15 protein-coding genes and 1 pseudogene are annotated in these 18,795 nt (G+C 60.2%); 7 read left to right on the top strand and 9 right to left on the bottom strand.

Annotation, left to right across the window (positions count from 1 at the left end; genetic code table 11):
• Positions 1–2 precede the first annotated feature (2 nt).
• Positions 3–899 carry a LysR family transcriptional regulator gene (locus tag JFT81_RS26525; RefSeq protein WP_201230200.1) on the bottom strand — a complete coding sequence of 299 codons (897 nt, stop codon included), beginning with the start codon at positions 897–899 and terminating at the stop codon, positions 3–5.
• Between the two features lie 104 nt (positions 900–1,003).
• On the opposite strand from JFT81_RS26525, the gene JFT81_RS26520 reads away from it, so the two are divergent.
• From JFT81_RS26520 to JFT81_RS26505, 5 genes and pseudogenes are all read left to right on the top strand, one after another.
• Complete coding sequence (locus tag JFT81_RS26520; RefSeq protein ID WP_201148297.1) at positions 1,004–1,336, top strand: SMR family transporter; 333 nt, start codon at positions 1,004–1,006, stop codon at positions 1,334–1,336.
• Between the two features lie 11 nt (positions 1,337–1,347).
• Positions 1,348–1,440: pseudogene (locus JFT81_RS29605) on the top strand (metal ABC transporter ATP-binding protein); the annotation flags it as partial.
• A gap of 95 nt (positions 1,441–1,535) precedes the next feature.
• Positions 1,536–2,711 carry an FAD-dependent oxidoreductase gene (locus JFT81_RS26515; protein WP_201230198.1) on the top strand — a complete coding sequence of 392 codons (1,176 nt, stop codon included), beginning with the start codon at positions 1,536–1,538 and terminating at the stop codon, positions 2,709–2,711.
• Positions 2,708–3,520: an aldo/keto reductase gene (locus JFT81_RS26510; RefSeq protein WP_201230196.1), complete on the top strand. Its 813-nt coding sequence runs from the start codon at positions 2,708–2,710 to the stop codon at positions 3,518–3,520. Before JFT81_RS26515 ends, JFT81_RS26510 begins: the two co-directional genes overlap by 4 nt.
• Positions 3,521–3,551: 31 nt before the next feature.
• A complete protein-coding gene (locus JFT81_RS26505) occupies positions 3,552–4,514 on the top strand; it encodes a metal ABC transporter ATPase (RefSeq protein ID WP_201230194.1) in 963 nt (320 codons plus the stop codon).
• Positions 4,515–4,675: 161 nt separating this feature from the next.
• On the opposite strand, the gene hldE is transcribed toward JFT81_RS26505, so the two are convergent.
• Both hldE and msbA read right to left on the bottom strand, forming a co-directional pair.
• Positions 4,676–6,097, bottom strand: a complete 1,422-nt coding sequence (gene hldE / locus JFT81_RS26500) for a bifunctional D-glycero-beta-D-manno-heptose-7-phosphate kinase/D-glycero-beta-D-manno-heptose 1-phosphate adenylyltransferase HldE (protein WP_201230192.1) — start codon at positions 6,095–6,097, stop codon at positions 4,676–4,678.
• Between the two features lie 299 nt (positions 6,098–6,396).
• Positions 6,397–8,199: a lipid A export permease/ATP-binding protein MsbA gene (gene msbA / locus JFT81_RS26495; protein ID WP_201230191.1), complete on the bottom strand. Its 1,803-nt coding sequence runs from the start codon at positions 8,197–8,199 to the stop codon at positions 6,397–6,399.
• A gap of 154 nt (positions 8,200–8,353) precedes the next feature.
• Here msbA and JFT81_RS26490 point away from each other — a divergent pair, with 154 nt between their 5' ends.
• On the top strand, positions 8,354–10,216 hold the full coding sequence (locus tag JFT81_RS26490; protein WP_201230190.1) for a bifunctional O-antigen ligase/aminoglycoside phosphotransferase family protein: 1,863 nt from the start codon (positions 8,354–8,356) through the stop codon (positions 10,214–10,216).
• Positions 10,216–11,433, top strand: a complete 1,218-nt coding sequence (locus JFT81_RS26485) for an acyltransferase (RefSeq protein ID WP_201230189.1) — start codon at positions 10,216–10,218, stop codon at positions 11,431–11,433. Before JFT81_RS26490 ends, JFT81_RS26485 begins: the two co-directional genes overlap by 1 nt.
• An 18-nt stretch (positions 11,434–11,451) precedes the next feature.
• On the opposite strand, the gene JFT81_RS26480 is transcribed toward JFT81_RS26485, so the two are convergent.
• Genes JFT81_RS26480 through JFT81_RS26455 form a run of 6 tightly spaced genes read right to left on the bottom strand, consistent with a single transcriptional unit; the run spans position 11,452 to position 18,732 of the window.
• The gene (locus JFT81_RS26480) at positions 11,452–12,354 is read right to left on the bottom strand and encodes a glycosyltransferase (RefSeq protein ID WP_207199975.1); all 903 of its coding nucleotides are present in this window, start codon (positions 12,352–12,354) and stop codon (positions 11,452–11,454) included.
• A 14-nt stretch (positions 12,355–12,368) separates the two neighbouring features.
• A complete protein-coding gene (locus tag JFT81_RS26475) occupies positions 12,369–13,523 on the bottom strand; it encodes a glycosyltransferase family 4 protein (RefSeq protein ID WP_201230188.1) in 1,155 nt (384 codons plus the stop codon).
• Positions 13,520–14,956 (bottom strand): PIG-L family deacetylase, encoded by a 1,437-nt coding sequence (locus tag JFT81_RS26470; protein WP_201230187.1) that lies wholly within the window; start codon positions 14,954–14,956, stop codon positions 13,520–13,522. The genes JFT81_RS26475 and JFT81_RS26470 overlap by 4 nt, the downstream gene beginning before the upstream one ends.
• An 8-nt stretch (positions 14,957–14,964) precedes the next feature.
• A complete protein-coding gene (locus JFT81_RS26465; protein ID WP_201230186.1) occupies positions 14,965–15,861 on the bottom strand; it encodes an antimicrobial resistance protein Mig-14 in 897 nt (298 codons plus the stop codon).
• The gene (locus tag JFT81_RS26460) at positions 15,861–16,991 is read right to left on the bottom strand and encodes a glycosyltransferase (protein ID WP_201230185.1); all 1,131 of its coding nucleotides are present in this window, start codon (positions 16,989–16,991) and stop codon (positions 15,861–15,863) included. Before JFT81_RS26460 ends, JFT81_RS26465 begins: the two co-directional genes overlap by 1 nt.
• Positions 16,975–18,732, bottom strand: a complete 1,758-nt coding sequence (locus tag JFT81_RS26455) for a carbamoyltransferase (protein WP_201230184.1) — start codon at positions 18,730–18,732, stop codon at positions 16,975–16,977. The genes JFT81_RS26460 and JFT81_RS26455 overlap by 17 nt, the downstream gene beginning before the upstream one ends.
• Between the last annotated feature and the right edge of the window lie 63 nt (positions 18,733–18,795).

The raw sequence follows: 18,795 nt of genomic DNA, 5'->3' as shown, positions 1-18,795 counted from the left end.
GTTTATCGACTTTTGTCGCCGATCGCCCGCAAGCGCACGGCAAAACGTTCGGCCAGCCAGCGCGCGGCCGGCCCGAGGGGTTCGTCGCGGCGCCAGACCAGCTCCACCACCAGCGCCGGCGGGGTCCATTCGCTGTCGAGTTCGACCATCAGGCCCTGATACGCCGAGTACTGCACGACGTGCCGCGGCAACCACGCCCAGCCAAGATCGCGCACTAGCCATTCGGCCATCACGTAAAAACTGTCGGCGCGCCAGACTCGCGGGCTCGCCGGCTCATTCCCGGGATAGACGCTGGTTTGCGTCGACATGAGTAACTGGCGGTGTTGCGCCAGTTGCTGACAGGTGACGTAGGACTGTGTCGCCAACGGATGATTGATCCCGCAGACCGTGACCATTTCCACGCTGCCGAGCACCCGACGCTCCAGCGCTTCGGGGATTTCGTCGTGATAAAACAGCAGTCCGAGATCGGCACGACGCTCGACCAGTTTGCGCGCGACTTCGCCTTGCGCGGCGCTGGTCAGTTGCACTTCGAGGCTGGGAAACTGCTCGCCCAGCTCACCAAAACTTTCCACCAAAGCCTGATAGGGCATCGCTTCATCCTGCGCCACTCGCAGTTGCGCTTCCTGCCCACGCATCATGGCCATCGCCCGGCCGTTGAGGCGCTCGCATTGGCGCAGCACTTCGCGCGCTTCTTCCAGCAGCGCCTCGCCGGCTTCAGTGAGGCTAGGCTGGCGGCCGCTGCTACGCTCAAACAGGCTGACGCCCAAGTCGTCCTCAAGCATCGCGATGGCAGTGCTGATCGCCGACTGCGCTTTGCGTTGCTGGCGCGCCACGGCAGAAAACGAGCGTTGCTCGGCGACGTTGACGAATATGCGTAGCTGATCGAGATTCCATTGCATGCCTGTCGGCCTATCTCCAATGCAGATAGGTAATGACTTTACCGCATCTGAGGAATCACTAAAATGCCGCCCTGGAAAGTAACGTTTCACATTGAGGATTGAACATGAACGCCTACGTCTATCTGGCCATTGCCATCTGTGCCGAAGTGATAGCCACCGTGTCGATGAAAGCGGTCAAGGGCTTCAGCACTCCCCTGCCGCTGATTCTGGTTATCGTCGGCTACGCAATTGCATTCTGGATGCTGACGCTGGTGGTGCGCTCGGTGCCAGTGGGTGTTGCCTATGCGGTGTGGGCCGGCATGGGCATCGTGATGGTCAGCGTGGCCGCGCTGTTCATTTATGGGCAGAAACTCGATGTGCCGGCGATGCTGGGGATGGCGTTGATCGTGCTCGGTGTCGTCGTTATCCAGCTGTTCTCGAAAACCGCCGGCCATTAAAGCCAACCCCAATCCCTGTAGGAGCGAGCCTGCTCGCGAAGAGGGCGTGTCAATCGACAACAATGTTGCCTGACACACCGCATTCGCGAGCAGGCTCGCTCCCACATCGGTTTTGCGTCAGCCCTGTTGATCATCGACAAATCCGCCTCTTTCCCGAGTCTGTATACTGCGCCCTCGTCTTGAACACTGAGGTCGTTGCATGCCATCCGTTATTTCCACCGACGTTCTGATTGTCGGCGCTGGTGTCGCTGGCCTCTGGCTGAACGCGCGTCTGCGCCGTCAGGGTTTTTCGACCGTGCTGGTGGAAAGCGCCAGCCTCGGCGGCGGGCAGAGTGTGAAGTCCCAGGGCATCATCCACGGCGGCGCCAAGTACGCGCTGCACGGTGCGCTGACCGGCGCCTCGGAAGCCATCGCCGACATGCCGCGACGCTGGCGTGAAGCATTGGCCGGCAACGGCGAATTGGACCTGACCGGCGTGCGCCTGCTGTCCGAGGCCCACTATCTGTGGTCGCCGGGCACCCTCGCCGGCAACCTCACCAGTTTCTTCGCCAGCAAGGCCGTACGCGGCCGTGTCGATCAGGTCAAGGGCGAGCAGTTACCGCCGGCTCTGCAAGACAAACGCTTCAAGGGCAAGGTCTACCGCCTCGCCGAACTGGTGGTCGATGTGCCAAGCCTGATTCAGCGCCTGGCCGAGCTGGCTGGTGATGGCCTGCTCGCCGGGCAAACCATCGCACCGCTGCTGGAGGCGGGCGTACTGGTCGGTTTGAAAGTCGACGGCCGCGAGATTCGTGCGCAGCGCATCGTCCTCAGCGCCGGGGCTGGCACCGCTCAATTGCTCGAAGACCTTGGCCTGACCCAACCGGCCATGCAACGCCGCCCACTGCACATGATCATCGCCAAAGGCCCGGGCCTGAAACCGCTGTACGCACATTGCCTGGGCGGCGGCACCAAACCGCGCATTACCGTGACCACCCATCCGGCCGCTGACGGTCAGTGGGTCTGGTACATGGGCGGCGACATCGCCGAGAGCGAAGGTGTGCACCGCGAACCCGCCGAGCAAATCGCCACCGCGCAAAAAGAAATCGCACAGTTGCTGCCATGGATCGACCTCAGCACCACGCAATGGGCAACCCTGCGTGTCGACCGCGCCGAGCCACTGCAAACCGGGCTGACACGCCCCGACAACGCCTTTCTCGCCGAACAGGGTCGCTTGCTGGTCGGCTGGCCAACCAAACTGGCGCTCGCGCCGGACTTCGCTGACCGGGTGATCGCTTCTCTTGAGCGCGACGGCATCCAGCCGCAAGCCACTGAACCGTTGCCGGCGCTGCCGAAACCACCGATGGGCGTTCCAGCCTGGGAGCAACTGTTGCCATGACCATCGCCAACCTGCACGACCTGCATCGCCCTCTGGGCAGCACCGGCCTGATGGTTTCGCCGTTAGGCCTGGGCACGGTCAAACTCGGCCGCGACCAAGGCGTGAAATACCCCAACGGTTTTCAGATCCCCGGTGACGACGAAGCGCGAATGCTGCTCCGCCAGGCGCGCGAACTGGGCATCAACCTGATCGACACCGCGCCAGCCTATGGTCGCAGCGAAGAACGCCTCGGCCCACTGTTGCGCGGCCAGCGTCAGGACTGGGTGATTGTCAGCAAGGTCGGCGAGGAATTTGCCGATGGTCTGTCGCGCCACGACTTCAGTGCGACTCACACGCGGATGTCCGTCGAGCGCAGCCTGCAACGTCTTGAAACCGATTTTATCGATCTGGTACTGGTGCATTCCGACGGCAACGACGTGGCGATTCTCGAGCACGAAGAGGTTTACGCGACACTCGCGGCGCTCAAGGCCGAGGGCAAGATCCGCGGCTTCGGCTTCTCCGGCAAAACCGTCGAAGGTGGCCTGAAAGCATTGGAGCAAGGGGACTGCGCGATGGTCACCTACAATCTGAACGAACAAAACGAGAAAGCTGTCATTGACTATGCTGCTGCCCACGGCAAAGCCATTCTGGTGAAAAAAGCCTTGGCCAGCGGCCATGTTTGCCTGAGCCCGGGCGTGGATCCGGTGCGCGCCAGTTTCGAGTTGCTGTTCGCGCAGCCTGGCGTGGCCAGTGCTATTGTCGGCACGATCAATCCGCTGCACCTCGCCCACAACGTTGCGACCGTAGCCCAGGTCCTACGTGGTCACTGACGCCGCTTCGCGGCCTTAAGCAGGAGCCGATATGCCGCGCACGCTCATCAGAAAGAACCCGAGCAACTTCAAGACCCTGCCACTGTTCGTCGAAGCCACGCCCGAGGGCCTGAGTTATCAGAGCGTCGGCATGCCGCTGAATTTTGCTCAGACCTTGCAGCGGCGCAAACCGGTGAGCGTCGCCGATGCCGAGCGGTTCGCGGTGGAGTTGGCCAACCTTGGCGTGTCGGTGCGACTGACCCTGCATTGGCAAAATCGCGACTACTGGGTGCTGGTGCGCCAGCGGCGCCAGGATCGCGGCGACGTAGTGCTCAAATTGATTTCCGGTTATGTACCGGCGCACGAACTGAACATTCCGCTGCACACGGCCATTCAAGAGATCGCCGAAGAATGTTTGCTGGAAACCCCTGAAGGCTGGCTTGGCGGTCGTTTCAATGACACCTGGCTGCCAGCGCCTTACGCCACGGCCCTGCACTATCGCGAAGCGCTGCCGTTTCGCTTGACGCCATTGTCCGGCTCGGCTCGGCCAGTACGCTGCGCCAACCTGCAATTGCTCGAACGACCACGGGCCTATGTGCACTTGCCGACGGCGTCGCTGCAATTGATCTATGACCTGCGACTGGAAGTGCCCAAGGAAGCAAAATCCTTGAGTTTGTTTCATGTCGATGAGCGGCTGGAGGGCGATCAACTGGTTGCACGGCTGGATCGCAAACGGCCGGATCTGTACCTGATGCCGCTGCAGGATGGCGAGCCGTTGGCCGAGTTGTATACGCTGAAGAAAGGGCAGTTGTACCCGGCAGGCACTCGCGGTTTGTATCTGGCCGAGAGCTTCGCCAAACAGGATGGCTGGCTGGTACGTGAAGAGAGGATTCGCTGGAAGGACTGGTTGCGGCAGCAGGGCCTGACGCCACCGGAGAAGCCTACCGGCCTGGCGCGGTTACGCGGCAAGGCCAAGCAGTTGCTGAAGAAGATCGTACCGCGCAAGGCAATGTGAAGGGTTCAGAATAATCTTGTGCAGAGGGGATTTATCCCCGCTGGGTGGCCAAGCCACCCTAAAACCTGTGACCGCGGTGATTGAGATCAATCGCGGTGACTGATTTTACGACTGCTGCGCAGCCGAACGGGGATAAATCCCCTCGCCACAATTTGCCGTTGCTAAGACTTGCGGATTTTCTCGACAATCGCCGTGGTCGAGCTGTTTTCCACCAGCCCCAGCACTTTCACCGTACCGCCGTAAGCAGTGACGATATCGGCGCCGACAACCTGATCGATGCCGTAATCCCCACCTTTGACCAACACATCCGGCTTGACCTCGCGCAGCAGGTTTTCCGGCGTGCCTTCAGGGAAGCTGATCACCCAGTCCACTGCGCCGAGACCGGCCAGTACTGCCATGCGGCGGTCGACACTGTTGATCGGACGACCCGGCCCTTTCAGTCGGCTGACCGAGGCATCATCGTTGATCGCCACGATCAGACGATCGCCCTGAGCGCGAGCCTGTTCCAGATAGGTCACATGGCCGGCATGCAGAATGTCGAAGCAGCCATTGGTAAAGACGATCCGCTCGTTGTGCGCACGGGCATCGGCAACCGCCAGCAGCAATTGCTCCAGACCCAACACGCCGCGTTCTGAACCTTCTTCGCGCTGAATGGCGCGGCGCAGTTCCGGCGCGCTGATCGCCGCCGTACCGAGCTTGCCAACGACGATGCCCGCCGCCAGATTGGCCAGGGCGACAGCGTGAGGCAGCTCCTCGCCAGCGGCAATCGCCGCCGCCAAGGTAGAAATAACGGTATCGCCGGCACCGGTCACGTCGAACACTTCACGGGCACGTGCCGGCAAGTGCAACGCCGGATGATCCGGGCGCAACAGGGTCATGCCGTGTTCGCCACGCGTCACCAGCAGCGCGCCGAGTTCGAGGTCGTGCATCAGGGCGGCGCCCTTGCTCACCAACTCGTGTTCATCGGCGCAACCGCCGACGATGGTTTCGAACTCGCTGAGGTTCGGCGTGATCAGGCTGGCACCCCGATAAATCGAGAAGTCCTTGCCCTTTGGATCGGCCAGCACCGGAATGCCTTTGGCGCGAGCCGCCTGAATCAGGGTTTGATGGTTCTTCAGTGCACCTTTGCCGTAATCCGACAACACCAGCACCTTGATGCCTTCGAGCAGGTCATCGACCTGCGAGGCTAGGGCCAGTGCATCGGTGGCGAACGGTTCTTCAAAGTCGATTCGCAGCAATTGCTGGTGTCGGCTCATGACCCGCAGTTTGACGATGGTCGGCTGATGCGCGATGCGCTGGAACAGAGCTCGCACGCCCGCGCCCTTGAGACTGTTGCTCAGGCTGTCGGCGGCTTCGTCATCGCCGGTCACACCGACCAGAGATGCCGGCGCACCCAGCGCAGCAATGTTCAAGGCAACGTTGGCAGCACCGCCCGGACGGTCTTCGATTTGCTCGACTTTTACGACCGGAACCGGCGCCTCAGGGGAAATCCGTGAGGTACCACCATGCCAGTAACGGTCGAGCATGACATCGCCGACCACCAAGACAGGGGCTTGATCGAATCGCGGCATGGACAACTTCATGGAGCAACCCACATACAAAATGAACAGGGGCGCGATATTAACACAGGGTTGGCGCAGGCTTGTGCGCAGGCTGCAACAGGATGAAACAGCTAGGCTTTCTGCTGGTTTTTTGAGCAGTCAGACTGCCGATCAGCAAGCGCAATGTCGACATTGCTCCCGCCAGGTAAACAATCAAGGGCTGATACAAACAACTGTGGGAGCGAGCCTGCTCGCGATTGCTTTGCATAACCGACGTGGGTGTCGGCTATGCAATTGCAATCGCGAGCAGGATCGCTCCCACAGGAGGATCAGTTAAGGGTTCAGGCGATGTCTTCGGCCGGAGCATCCAGGCCCATGGCATTGAGGCGTGCGTAGTAACCGTTCTGCGCCAGCAACTGGTCGTGTGTACCACGCTCGACGATGCGGCCCTGATCCATGACCAGAATCAGATCGGCTTTCTCGATGGTCGACAGACGATGCGCGATCACCAGCGTGGTGCGCCCCTTCATGACTTGATCCAGAGCCGCCTGAATGTGCCGCTCGGACTCGGTGTCGAGTGCCGAGGTAGCCTCGTCGAGAATCAGCAAAGGCGAGTTCTTGAGCAAAGCCCGGGCAATCGCCAGACGCTGACGCTGGCCGCCAGAGAGCAGCACGCCATTTTCGCCGACTTGCGTATCGAGGCCCTCAGGCAATTGCTCGATGAAGTCCATCGCGTACGCATCACGCGCCGCTTTTTCGATGTCTTCACGCGGCGCGCCGGCCAGGTCGCCATAAGCGATGTTGTTGGCCACGGTGTCGCTGAACAACGTGACGTGCTGGGTCACTTGGGAAATGTGACGACGCAGATTGAGCAGTTTGTATTGCTCGACTTCCACACCGTCGATAAGGATTTCGCCCTTGTTATGGTGATAGAAGCGCGGAATCAGGTTGGCCAGCGTCGACTTGCCGCTGCCCGAACGACCGACCAGCGCAACCATCTGCCCGGGCTCGGCCGTGAAGCTGATGCCGTCGAGCACCTGACGCTCGGTGCCTGGGTAGGTGAAGCTCAGATTGCGCACGTCCAGACGACCGGTCACCGAGTCGCGCTCGACGGTACCGGTATCGACTTCTGGCTCAACGTCCAGTTGCTCGAAAATACTTTCAGCACCGGCCACGCCTTTCTGGATGGTCGAGCTGACTTCGGACAATTGGCGGATCGGCTTCGGCAGCAGGCCGGCCAGGGTGATGTAGGCGACCATGTCGCCCGCCGAGGAATCGCCACGCAGGTACAGCACGAGGAACATCAGCACCGCCATGGCGCTGTAGATCACCAGTTGCAGCATTGGCGTGTAGATCGCACCGGTGCGGGTCATGCGCAGCTGTTTGTCGGTGTTGCTCTGGCTGGCCTTGAGGAAGCGTTTCTGTTCGTAGACTTCGCCCCCGAAGCTGCGCACCACGCGATAGCCCTGGATGGTTTCCGACGCCACGTGGGTGACATCGCCCATGGCCAACTGGATCTTCTTGCTCTGCTTACGGAATTTCTTGCTCGCGGTACGCACCATCACAGCGATCAGCGGCAGGATCGCCACCATCACCAGCGTCAGCTTCCAGTTCATGAACAGCAGGGAGGCGAACAGGAAGATGACCGTCATGCCTTCACGGATTACGACCTTGATCGCATCTGTTGCCGCCCCTGTGACCATGGTCACGTTGAAGGTGATACGCGAAATCAGATGACCGGAGTTATGCTTGTCGAAGTAGCGGTTAGGCAGTACCAGCAGGTTATTGAACAACTGCACCCGCAGGTCATGCACCAGACCGAGGGAAACCTTGGCCAGAAAGTAGTTGCCCAGATAAGATCCCAGGCCTTGCCACGCGGCGATCAGGATGATCAGCAGCGGTACGGCCTGCAGCAGTTGCAGGTCACGCAGGTAAGGCACGGACGGAAACAGCACCGCTTCAGGGTTCGACAGGCCGTCGACGAAATACTTGAGAATGTAACCAAGCATCGGCTGGGTCGAGGCGAAAATCAGAAAGCCGACGATGCTGATCAGAAACAGACTGATGTACGGCCGGACGTAGCCGAGCAGGCGGAAGTAGATTTTCAAGCTCGAAGGGCTTGCGGCGGGACTGGAGTCGGTCATATCACGCGAAAGTCGATAAAAAGGACGCTGACTTTAGCACAGCTTCTTCAGGGTTCTGGCAATCGGCGAAAGGCTGTTATTGTTAAGCATCTTTTTCAGCATCAAATAGCCATCACCCGAATGGTCGATCAACTTCAGGATTGAATCTCACAGCATGCAACTTCGCGGCTTCAGCAGTACGTCCAATCGAGTCTTCGATTTCATTAGCCTGTGGATTCTTCCCACCGGCTATCTCTTGCTCTTGTGCGCGCTGTTCTTTCTGCCCGGCCGAAGTCTGCATCACAAGCTGTTTTACGGGCTGTTCAGCATCCCGACGCTGATCGCCTTGTGCCTGCGTCCGCGCGAACTCAAAGAGTTGCTGCGCGAGCCGATCATCATCGCCATTTTGGTGTTTGTCGCCTGGGCCTTGCTCAGCCTCATTTGGGGGCCCGGCGGGGAATCGGTTGGTGGCATGTTCAAACCGCCGCTGCACACCTTGCTGCTGTTTGCCGGCACGTATTTGCTGGTGCGTTATCGCAACGACATCCTGCAACCACTGCTGTTTGCCGCCGCACTGGTCGCGCTGGTGGCAACGACGTGCTTTCTGTTCAAGTACGCCCGCGTTTATGAGCCCGGCATGCGCCTGATTGGCGGCGGAGCCTTCGACAACCCGTTGCTGAGCTCGCACCTGTTCGGATTTTTCAGTGCCTATTGGCTAGCCGTGACCATGACCTGCAAGCGTCGCCAGATGATGTGGCTCAGCGTACCGGCCATGGCGATCATGTTCATGGCCGTGATCGGCACCGGCTCCCGGACACCGCTGGTGGCCCTGACGATGGCAGCGTTGTGGCTCTGCTTCATTTGCTGGAACCGGCGCTCGCTGTGGCTGCTGGCAGCACTGGCCGCCAGCGGCATTGCGGTGTTGACGGCTTTTTCGCAAATGATCATCGAGCGCGGTGACTCTTACCGATTCGAAATCTGGCAACAAGCGCTGCACTTGATCAGTGAGCATCCATGGATCGGCCATGGCTACAGCGCCAGTCTGGCGATTGACCCCGGCGTTGGTTACACCTTTCAGGAACCGCACAGCTTTGTCCTGGGCGTACTGTTTTATGTCGGCATCTTCGGCCTGCTGCCGTGGCTGTTTTTCCTAGCCTGGGGCCTGCTGAGCAGTTGGCGTCAACGGGTGCAGCCGCTGTTGATCCTCGCCTCCAGCCTGCTGGTGTTCGGTATCGGTGCCGGGCTGACCGAAGGCGGCGGCATTATTTCGCGGCCAAAAGAGCACTGGTTCCTGCTGTGGATCCCACTGGCATTGATCGCTGCGCTGAGCATCAATCAGCGCGCACGCCGCCTGTTGACGCTGCCGGTGCAGAAACTCTCGGCGTCGGGCCTGCAACAGATGAGCAACGAGGCGCAGATCATTGAAGAAGATGGTCTCGGCCCGAAAGTCCTGCGCCTGAGCGACGGCACATTCCTCAAGCTGTTCCGCCGCCGCCGCTGGTACACCTCGGGCAGCTTCAATCCTTACTCCGAACGCTTTGCGGTAAACAGCGAACAATTGCGCCAGATGGGCATTCCCACGCCACAGGTGCTGAATCTGTATCGCCTCGATGACGGCAGCAGTGCCGTGCATTACGCGCCATTGCCTGGCCACACGCTGCGCCAGGTTCTGCAAAGCATCACCGCGCCAGCGGTTCGTCAGGCACTGGTTGAACGCTTTGGCAAATTCATGGCGCAATTGCATGAGAAGGGCGTGTACTTCCGCTCTCTGCATCTGGGCAACGTGCTGGTGCTGGAGGATGGCGAGTTCGGCCTGATTGATCTGGCCGACCTGCGCGTCTACCCTACCCCGCTCAGTCTGTCCCTGCGTCAGCGCAATTTGCGCCATATGCAACGTTACACCGTCGACAAGCGCTGGCTGTTCGAGGATCACTTCGAAGCGCTGCTCCAGGGGTACGCCACGATGGCGTCGAAATCCGCTGTGGATAATCTGCACAGGCAAGTGCTCGCCGGCAACACTGCGGCCCAGGTTCAATGATGAACGAAACCAATCCATTGATTGCGCTGGCAGCCTATCTGCTGGCAATCGTATCCGCTGCCTTGTTACTGCGCGCGGTACCGAAAATAGCCCGTCACTTGCAGCACTCCGGCGAAAGCCGTTATGCGAGCATCGACGGCCTGCGCGGCTATCTGGCGTTTGGCGTGTTCGTGCACCATTTGGTCATTACGTGGATATTCCTGCGGACCGGTGTGTTCGCGTTTCCGCCGAGCAACTTTTACTCGATGCTTGGTCAGGGCAGTGTCGCGCTGTTTTTCATGATCACCGGGTTTCTGTTCTGGAATCGCCTGCTGGCACAGGGTCGACAGCATGACTGGCTGGCGTTCGGGATTTCGCGCGTGTTCCGCCTCTATCCGCTGTACCTGCCACTGATGTTGATCGTATTTGTCACCGTCTTCCATTTGCAGAACTGGGAACTCAAAGAACCCGGGGCACAACTGATCAAGCAAATTCTCGCGTGGCTGACCTTCGACCGACCAGACATCAACCAGTATCCGCAGACCGGCATGCTGATTTCCAACGTCACCTGGACGCTGGCCTATGAAGTGTTTTTCTATCTGGCGCTGCCGCTGGCCGGGCTGGTCTTCATCTATCGCGGCAACTGGTTACAAGTGGTGCTGTGCCTGATCGGCATTTACGCCTTGTACCAGGTAGTGGGCTGGGAGCACTCGCTGAAGAAGCATTTCCTCGCCAGCTTTCTCGGCGGTATCGCCGCCGCGTACTGGATTCGTCGACCAGCGCTGCTGGCATGGAGCCGCACGCGCCTGGCCGGATTCATTGCCTTGCTGGCGCTGGTCATCGCTTTCACCGCGTTCAATCGTGCCTTCAAGACAGCGCCGCTGCTGCTGCTGACACTGTTCTTCGTGATTGTCGCCTCCGGCAATAACCTGTTCGGCGCACTAAAGCCGCGCAGCATTCGCTGGCTGGGCGAGATCAGCTACAGCACTTACCTGCTGCACGGTTTCGTACTGTGGCTGATGGTGCAGCGACTGCCGCTGATGCTGCATCTGGACGCCACCCAAACGTGGGTCTATCTGCCTCTGGTGGCTGTGTGTACGTGCCTGTTGATACTCATCAGCAGCGCGACCTTCCTGTACATCGAGCTGCCGGGGATCGCCGCTGGCAAGAAAGTCCTGCAGTGGCTGCGTCAGCGCCAGAAAGGCGAAAAGAGCCTGTCGGAGAAAGCCGCTCGCTGATCCCGGCGAGCGTTGCCTTCAGTCCTTTTCCAGCGGCGAAAACAGCAAACGCCCCAGACCGCGCCAAGTCTTCTTGTTCCATGCCTTGAACGGAATCTGCGCGAGCAGTTCACGCGCGAGCTTGCGGTCGCGATTGGCGGTTTTCAGGAACATCGAATTCAGCGATTTGTAGCGCACCTCGTCATACAGCGGGTGATCGCTGAACAGCGCGTAAATGCGCAGGATGCTCTCGATCATGAAGCGATGATTCTTGTACGAATTGGTCGCGTGCTTGCGATAGCGCGCCATGACCACGTTCAAGCCATCGATGAAATAACCTGCCCGCGTCACCTTCAGCTCGATATACAGGTCTTCGAGGCGAATCGTCGGATCGAAGCCGCCGACCTTGTCCAGCGCTTCGCGGCGGATCATCAGAGTCGGTGCCGGTGGATACGGCTTGCGCTCGAGGAACATGTCGTCGAAATCCAGGCGACGGAACGGCACATCGCGGCGCTGGCGCTTTTCCGGGTAAAGATTGCCCTCAGCGTCCATCAACTCGATGTTGCCGGCGCAAATTCCGACTTCGGGCTTACCGTCCATGTACGCCACCTGAGTGGCGATACGCTCGGGGTACATGATGTCGTCGGAGCCGAACGGTACGATCAGGCTGCCCTTGGCACGGGCAATGGCGCCGTTGAGGGTGTTGGTCAGGCCTTGATTCTGCTGCACCTGAAAATCGAAACCGTACTGCGCCTGCAAGGCGCTGATACGCTCGACGCTGTCGTCCTTCGAGCCGTCATCGACCACCAGCAATTCGATGTTTTTGTAGCTTTGATTGAGGACGCTGAGAATGCTTTCCTCAATGTACGGGCCGTGGTTGTAGGACGCGATGATGACGGTGACGAGGGCATTGGCGTCGCTCGACACTGCGTCATCGCTCAGGGCTTTTTCTTCGCTCACGGCTGTTCCTTGCGCGCTTGTTCCAGGCCTGAATCGATCAGGTCCAGGTACTCCTGACGGAACACCTCGATGTCATGTTGTTCTTGCAGATAGCGGTAGGCTTGCTCGCCCTTGGCCTTGAGTTCGTCGTCGGACAGCGCGAGATAGTTATCCAGCGCCGCGACCAGACTCGGCACATCCTTGGGCGTGATCGCCAGTCCGCCCGCGCCTTCGATCAGCGGCAGCATGGCCGGCACGTTCGAAGCGATCACCGGCAAATGCCCGCTCATGCCTTCCAGCAACGCCAGCCCCAGGCCTTCGGCCAGCGAAGGCATGGTCCAGATGTCAAAGGCTCGCACGTATTGCAGAGCGTTTTCCTTGAAACCCAGCAAGTGTGCACGACCGCTCAAACCCAACTGTTCAATCTCGGCGGCCAACGGTGCTTGCAGGCGCCCGGCACCGATGATTGCCAGCTGCGTGTTCGGGTATTTGTCTTTCAGCGCCGCGAAGGCCTGCAACAGATAGGTGTGGCCCTTGACCGACACCAGCCGACCCAACGCGCCGATCAGACGCACATTCGGGTCGATGCCCAACATCTCGCGAGCCTTTTCGCGGCTGTGCTGCAAGCCTTCGGCCTGCTCGATGTCGATGGCATTGGTGATCGCGTAGGTGTTCTGGTCGGTAAAGCCGCAAGCGCAATCGAGCAGGTACTGCTTGACTGCCGGCGACACGCCGACGAAACGCCAGTGGCGATCGATCAGGCGCTGAGTCTGGCGGCGGCGGTAAAAACGGTCGTATTCACCAAAACCGTGGGAGATGCCGATGCACAGCGGCACCTTCAACCAGCGGTTGAGCGTGAGCATCATGTTCACCGGTTTGAAGCGGTTGCAGATCACTACATCGAACTTTTCCCGGCGGCAGAACTTGTACAACTGCCACATCGCCCGCAGGCGCATGCCTTTTAGCGACTTGTCGGAAAACTCGAAATACACCGAGCGGTCGGCGCGACTGACCGGTTCACCGGGCGCGGGTTTACCGCGCAGAAACGCCGCGGTCACCTCGTAGCGATCCGACGGCAGCGCCTTGACGATCTGCTCGGCAAGGTCGGCGAAATCATTGGCCTTGACGTTGTAGTCAGGCTGCAGCTGCAACACCTTCGACCGTTGACTCATAACTCTCCCCGGTTTACGCCTGATTCACCCGGCTTCAGCAGCCAAAGCAATTCCTGGCGCCTGACCGCTTTTCGAAAAAATTCGTTTTCGCCGTACACCGACGGTTTGCGACCGGCCAGCAAACGCTGGATCACGCGGCGCAAACGGCGCTTGAACGGCGCTGGCGGCTGCAAGTCATGCATCATGCCCAGCGCCATGGCCTTGTCGCGCTGCTGCTCAAGCGTCAGTCGCAGGCTCAGTGGCTGCATCGGTGCGGCGGCATCGAACGCCGGCGGCAATGCAATGCCCTCACCGGCATTGCCCATCGGCCAGCGATCGTTGTCGTGCAAATGGTTGGCGTAGCCGAGCAGAGTCGGTTGCCAGTCGAGGCTGCCCAGCACCTGCAACACCGCTTGCTGACTGCAAATATGGTCAGGGTGCGGATCGAGTGTCGGGTGCGGCAGCACGATCACGTCCGGGCGTGCGCGCAGCAGCACTTCGCGCAAGTCGGCCAGCAAGTTGTTCCAGGTCGGTGCGCCGTCGACGTCGCCCGGCAAGGTGAACGGATTCAACTGGCGGAACAGACGTGTATCGTTCAAATCGGCTTCACGTGAGCCGACCGCTTGATTCGGCGCGGCCTGCATCGCTGCCAGTTGCAGACAGAAGTAGCCCAATTGCACGCAGTTTTCTGCTGGCACACCGGCCCAACGTGGCACGGCGAGGCTGTCCCAGGCACGCAAACGGCCCTTGAGCCGTGCGGCTTCGATCTTGTCCAGGCCCATCTTTTGATAGTGTTCGGCTTCGATTTCACCGGCGGTCAGGGTGACGATCCAGGCCTCATCGGCCTGGCTGTACAAACCGTAGGCGGCCAGTTCAGCGTCGTCCGCATGCGGTGCAATCACCATCACCCGCGAGCGGCGATAATCCGCTTGCTCAAGCGCCCACAACACCGGCTCACCGGACACCCGGCAGAAGCGCCCACGCAGACGCAGCAAGCCTTGCGACAAGGTCTGCGACTGACCACTGAGGTTCAGGTAACGCAGGCCATTGACGCCGCGCTCGAAGGTTTGCGCATCAGGATTCGTGCCGCCCACCAGCTCGATTCGTGGGTCGAAGAAGCGTCCCAGCCAGGTGCTTTTGACCCGTACCGCAAGAATCAGCGTGGCGTCATCCACCAGCATCACACCGTCATCCAGGCGCAATTGCTCGCCGTTCAGATGCACTTTTGGCTGCGGTGTATACGGTGGAAAGCTGTACTGGTAATCGTCTTTCGGCGAATAAAACAGGTGATCGGCAAACCACGCTTCATGGGCGATCCAGCCGATCACCGCCAGCAGCAGCGGCAACCACCAGGCGACCAGCACACCGATCGCGATCAACACGATCAGCGCGATCAACAGACCGATACGCTTGTTACGCCGGTGGCGCTTGAGCAGTTGCTGTTTGCGGCTCATGGGCTGACTCATACGGTGAACACCGGCACAGGATTGCACCAGCGATCCTTGTATTCACGGTCGGCGCGACCGAAGGAGAAACGCAGCGGTTTTTCCAGCGCCCGCGCATGCTCCCAGGCGCTTTGCGTATTGAGAAAACTCAACACGCTGCCGGGGCTGAACTCGCGGGTTTCAGGGTCGACGCCGCCGTTGATGTATTCGACGCTGATCCACTCCGGCGCTTCGACGCGATAGACCAGTTGGATCGCGATCGGTGCATCGTTGAGGAAAATCACCGAGCCGATCAGCAGCTCGCGCAGCAGTTCGATGACCTCGGCCATACGCGCCGCACCCGTGGCCGGGAAACCCCAGCGACGCTGAAACAGGTCGCAGTAGATCGCCGCCAGTTCAACGCTGGAGAACTCGCTGACCGGGCGCACTACTCCGCCCGCCTCTTCCAGCAGACGCAGTTCGCGGCGCTGGTTGTAGCGAAACTTCTTCGACAGTTCTTCCGGGGAGCGGGCCATGGCCAGTTGTTCGGTCTGCAACTTCATGCCGCTGAAACGGCCTTCGTTGAGCGCCGACAGGTAGCGTGCGCGGTGGCGCAGCGGGGCTTGCGCATCGGCAGCGGCCGGCAGGATCAGTTCGGCGTTGCCGAGGTCGAACAGGCCTTTTTTGCCGTTGCGCTTGAGCACGTCCTTGGACAGCGCCAGATCGCGGCCCCAGGTCGGGATCGCGGCTTTGACTTCGCCCTGCTGCTCCCAGGCCAGATAGCGCACCGGGATGCCGGCCAGATCGGCCAGACGCTCGACCACCAGCGGGTGGGTGGCAAGGCTGCCGCCAAATTGCTGCCAGGCGTTGGCATAGGTGGAGGCGTCAACGGGCGACCAGCCACGTTCGCGCCAGCCTTGGAATCGGTTGAGCATCAGCCCCTCGGTGCCAGATCGGTAACTTGCGGCAGACGCCAGAAGGTCTCGCGCACCGCTCGGTCGGAGAAGCGCTCACGCAGGCGATCGAGCATCATCTCGGCGCACTGACGGCGCTGCTGATCATCCATACCGGCCAAATGTTGCAGGCCTTGGGCAAGGTGTTCGGCATCGCCGAGCGGGAACAGAATGCCCACACCTTCGACCACTTCCTTCGCCCCGCCGCACGCTGTGGCCAGCAGCGGGACGCCGGCGGCCATGGCCTCCAGCAGCACCATGCCGAACGGTTCGTGATCGGAGCTGAGCGCGAAGACATCAAAAGCGCGGAAGTAATTGCGCGCGTCCGCCACCTGACCGAGGAACAGCACGCGGTCGCCGATACCCAGCTCCCGCGCCAACTCCTTGAGATCCTGCTCCAGACGGCCCTTGCCGAGAATCACCAACTGACTGTTGTCCGGCAAACCCGGCAACGCGGCGGCGAAACCTTGCAGCAACGTCGCCTGATCCTTGTCCGGGTGCAGCCGACCGACGTTGCCGACAATCCAGGCATCCGCCGCCAGACCCAACGTCTCGCGGGCTTCGCGGGCGGACACCTGACTGAATTGCAGCGCCGGCACATCGATACGGTTGTACAGCGTTTGAATCCGCTCTTGCGGCCACTTCGGCAGGCAACGACGCATGTCGTCGCGCACCGCATCGGATACGCCGAGCAGACTCAACCGCTTGCGGAAAATATGCGCGAACAACTTGCGCGTACGGCGCTGGTAATCACCAAACGCGTGGTGCACGCCAATCACCGGCAGCGAAGTGCCGAGCAAGGCGATGTAGATCGGCTTGAAGCGATGGGCGATGCAGAAACTGAAATTGCGTGAAGCGGCGATCTTGCGCAGATCGCCGATGGCACCCAGCTTCAGGCCACGAATGGCCTTGGAGCTGTATTCCATGAACAACACTTCATCGGAGGCACACGCTGCGGCCACCTCGCTATCGGCGGCCCCGGTCAGAAAGACCGTGGTCACTCGATAACCGGTGCCCGCGAACAGGCTGGCGTACTGCCGTGCGCAGTCGAGGAACGGCCCGTCATAGCCGTGACAGAACTGCAACACATGGCGTTCAGCCGAGCGAGTCATAAGCGTTTGCGCCCTCTTTGACCACCAGAATGTCTTCCATGATCAGGTACTGCAGATCGGAGCCAAAGAACATGTTCAGCGCGTCGGTCGGCGAGCAGATCATCGGTTCACCACGACGGTTGAGCGAGGTGTTCAGCGACACGCCGTTACCGGTCAGCACTTCCAGCGCCTTCATCATGTCGTAGTAGCGCGGGTTGTATTCGCGCTTGAGCACCTGGGCACGCGAGGTACCGTCTTCGTGGACGACTTCCGGCACGCGGGTTTTCCACTCGTCCGCCACTTCGAAAGTGAAGGTCATGAACGGCGCCGGGTGATCGATCTTGATCATCTGTGGCGCAACGGTGTCGAGCATCGACGGGCAGAAAGGCCTCCAGCGCTCGCGGAACTTGATCTGATGGTTGATGCGGTCAGCGACGCCGGGAATGCTCGGGCAACCGATGATCGAGCGACCGCCCAAGGCACGCGGGCCGAACTCCATGCGGCCCTGGAACCAGGCCACCGGGTTGCCATCGACCATGATCTTGGCGATCTGCTCAGGCATGTTGTCGAGCTTGCGCCAGGTCGGCTTGTTCTCGTGACGGGCGCACGCGGCGATCACGTCTTCGTTGCTGTACGACGGGCCGAGGTAGACGTGTTCCATCTTCTCGACCGGTACACCACGGGCGTGCGACACGTACGCGGCGGCGCCAACAGCGGTGCCGGCATCGCCGGACGCCGGCTGCACGAACAGCTCTTTGACGTCATCGCGGGCGATGATTTTCTGGTTCAGCTTGACGTTCAACGCACAGCCGCCGGCGAACGCGAGCTTGCCGGTTTCCTTGAGGATGTCGCCCAGATAGTGGTCGATCATCTGCAGCGAGATCTTCTCGAACAGCGCTTGCATGCTCGCGGCGTAGTGGATGTACGGTTCGTCAGCGATGTCGCCTTCGCGTTTCGGGCCCAGCCATTCGATCAGCTTCGGCGAGAAGTAGAAACCTTTGCCTTTCTCTTTGTAGCGACGCAGGCCGATCACGTTGGCGTAATCGGTGTTGATCACCAACTCGCCGTTCTCGAACGAGGCCAGACGCGAGAAGTCGTATTTGCTGGCGTCGCCATATGGCGCCATGCCCATGACCTTGAACTCACCGTCGAGCATCTCGAAACCGAGGAACTCGGTGATCGCGCCGTAGAGGCCGCCGAGGGAGTCCGGATCGAAGAATTCCTTGATCTTGTGGATCTTGCCGTTTTCGCCATAACCGAAAAAGGTCGTGGCGTACTCACCCTTGCCGTCGATGCCGAGGATTGCGGTTTTCTCTTTGAAACCGGAGCAGTGATAGGCGCTGGAGGCGTGAGCCAGATGGTGCTCGACCGGCTCGATCTTGATCTTTTTCGGATCAAAACCCAGTTGTTCAAGGCACCAGACGATCTTGTTGCGATAGCGCTTGTAGCGACGGTTGCCCATCAGGATCGCATCGAGGGCGCGATCCGGTGCGTACCAGTAGCGCTTGGCGTAGTGCCAGCGAGCCTCACCGAACAGACTGATCGGCGCGAACGGAATGGCTACTACGTCAACGTCGGACGGCTTGATGCCAGCCTGCTCAAGGCAGAATTTCGCCGACTCGTAGGGCATGCGGTTCTTTGCATGCTTATCGCGTACGAAGCGCTCTTCTTCAGCAGCTGCCACCAACTTGCCGTCGATGTACAAGGCTGCTGAAGGATCATGGCTAAGGGCGCCGGACAGGCCAAGAATCGTCAATGCCACAGGGGTCTAGCCTCTTTAGTCTGCATGCAGGCGCGATGCGCCTTGAAAATTGATGTGCCCTCG

It is taken from the genome of Pseudomonas sp. TH43, assembly GCF_016650635.1.
Taxonomy (GTDB): Bacteria; Pseudomonadota; Gammaproteobacteria; order Pseudomonadales; family Pseudomonadaceae; genus Aquipseudomonas.
Note: the sequence above shows the minus strand (reverse complement) of the source record. Positions and strands in the feature narration are given on the sequence as shown.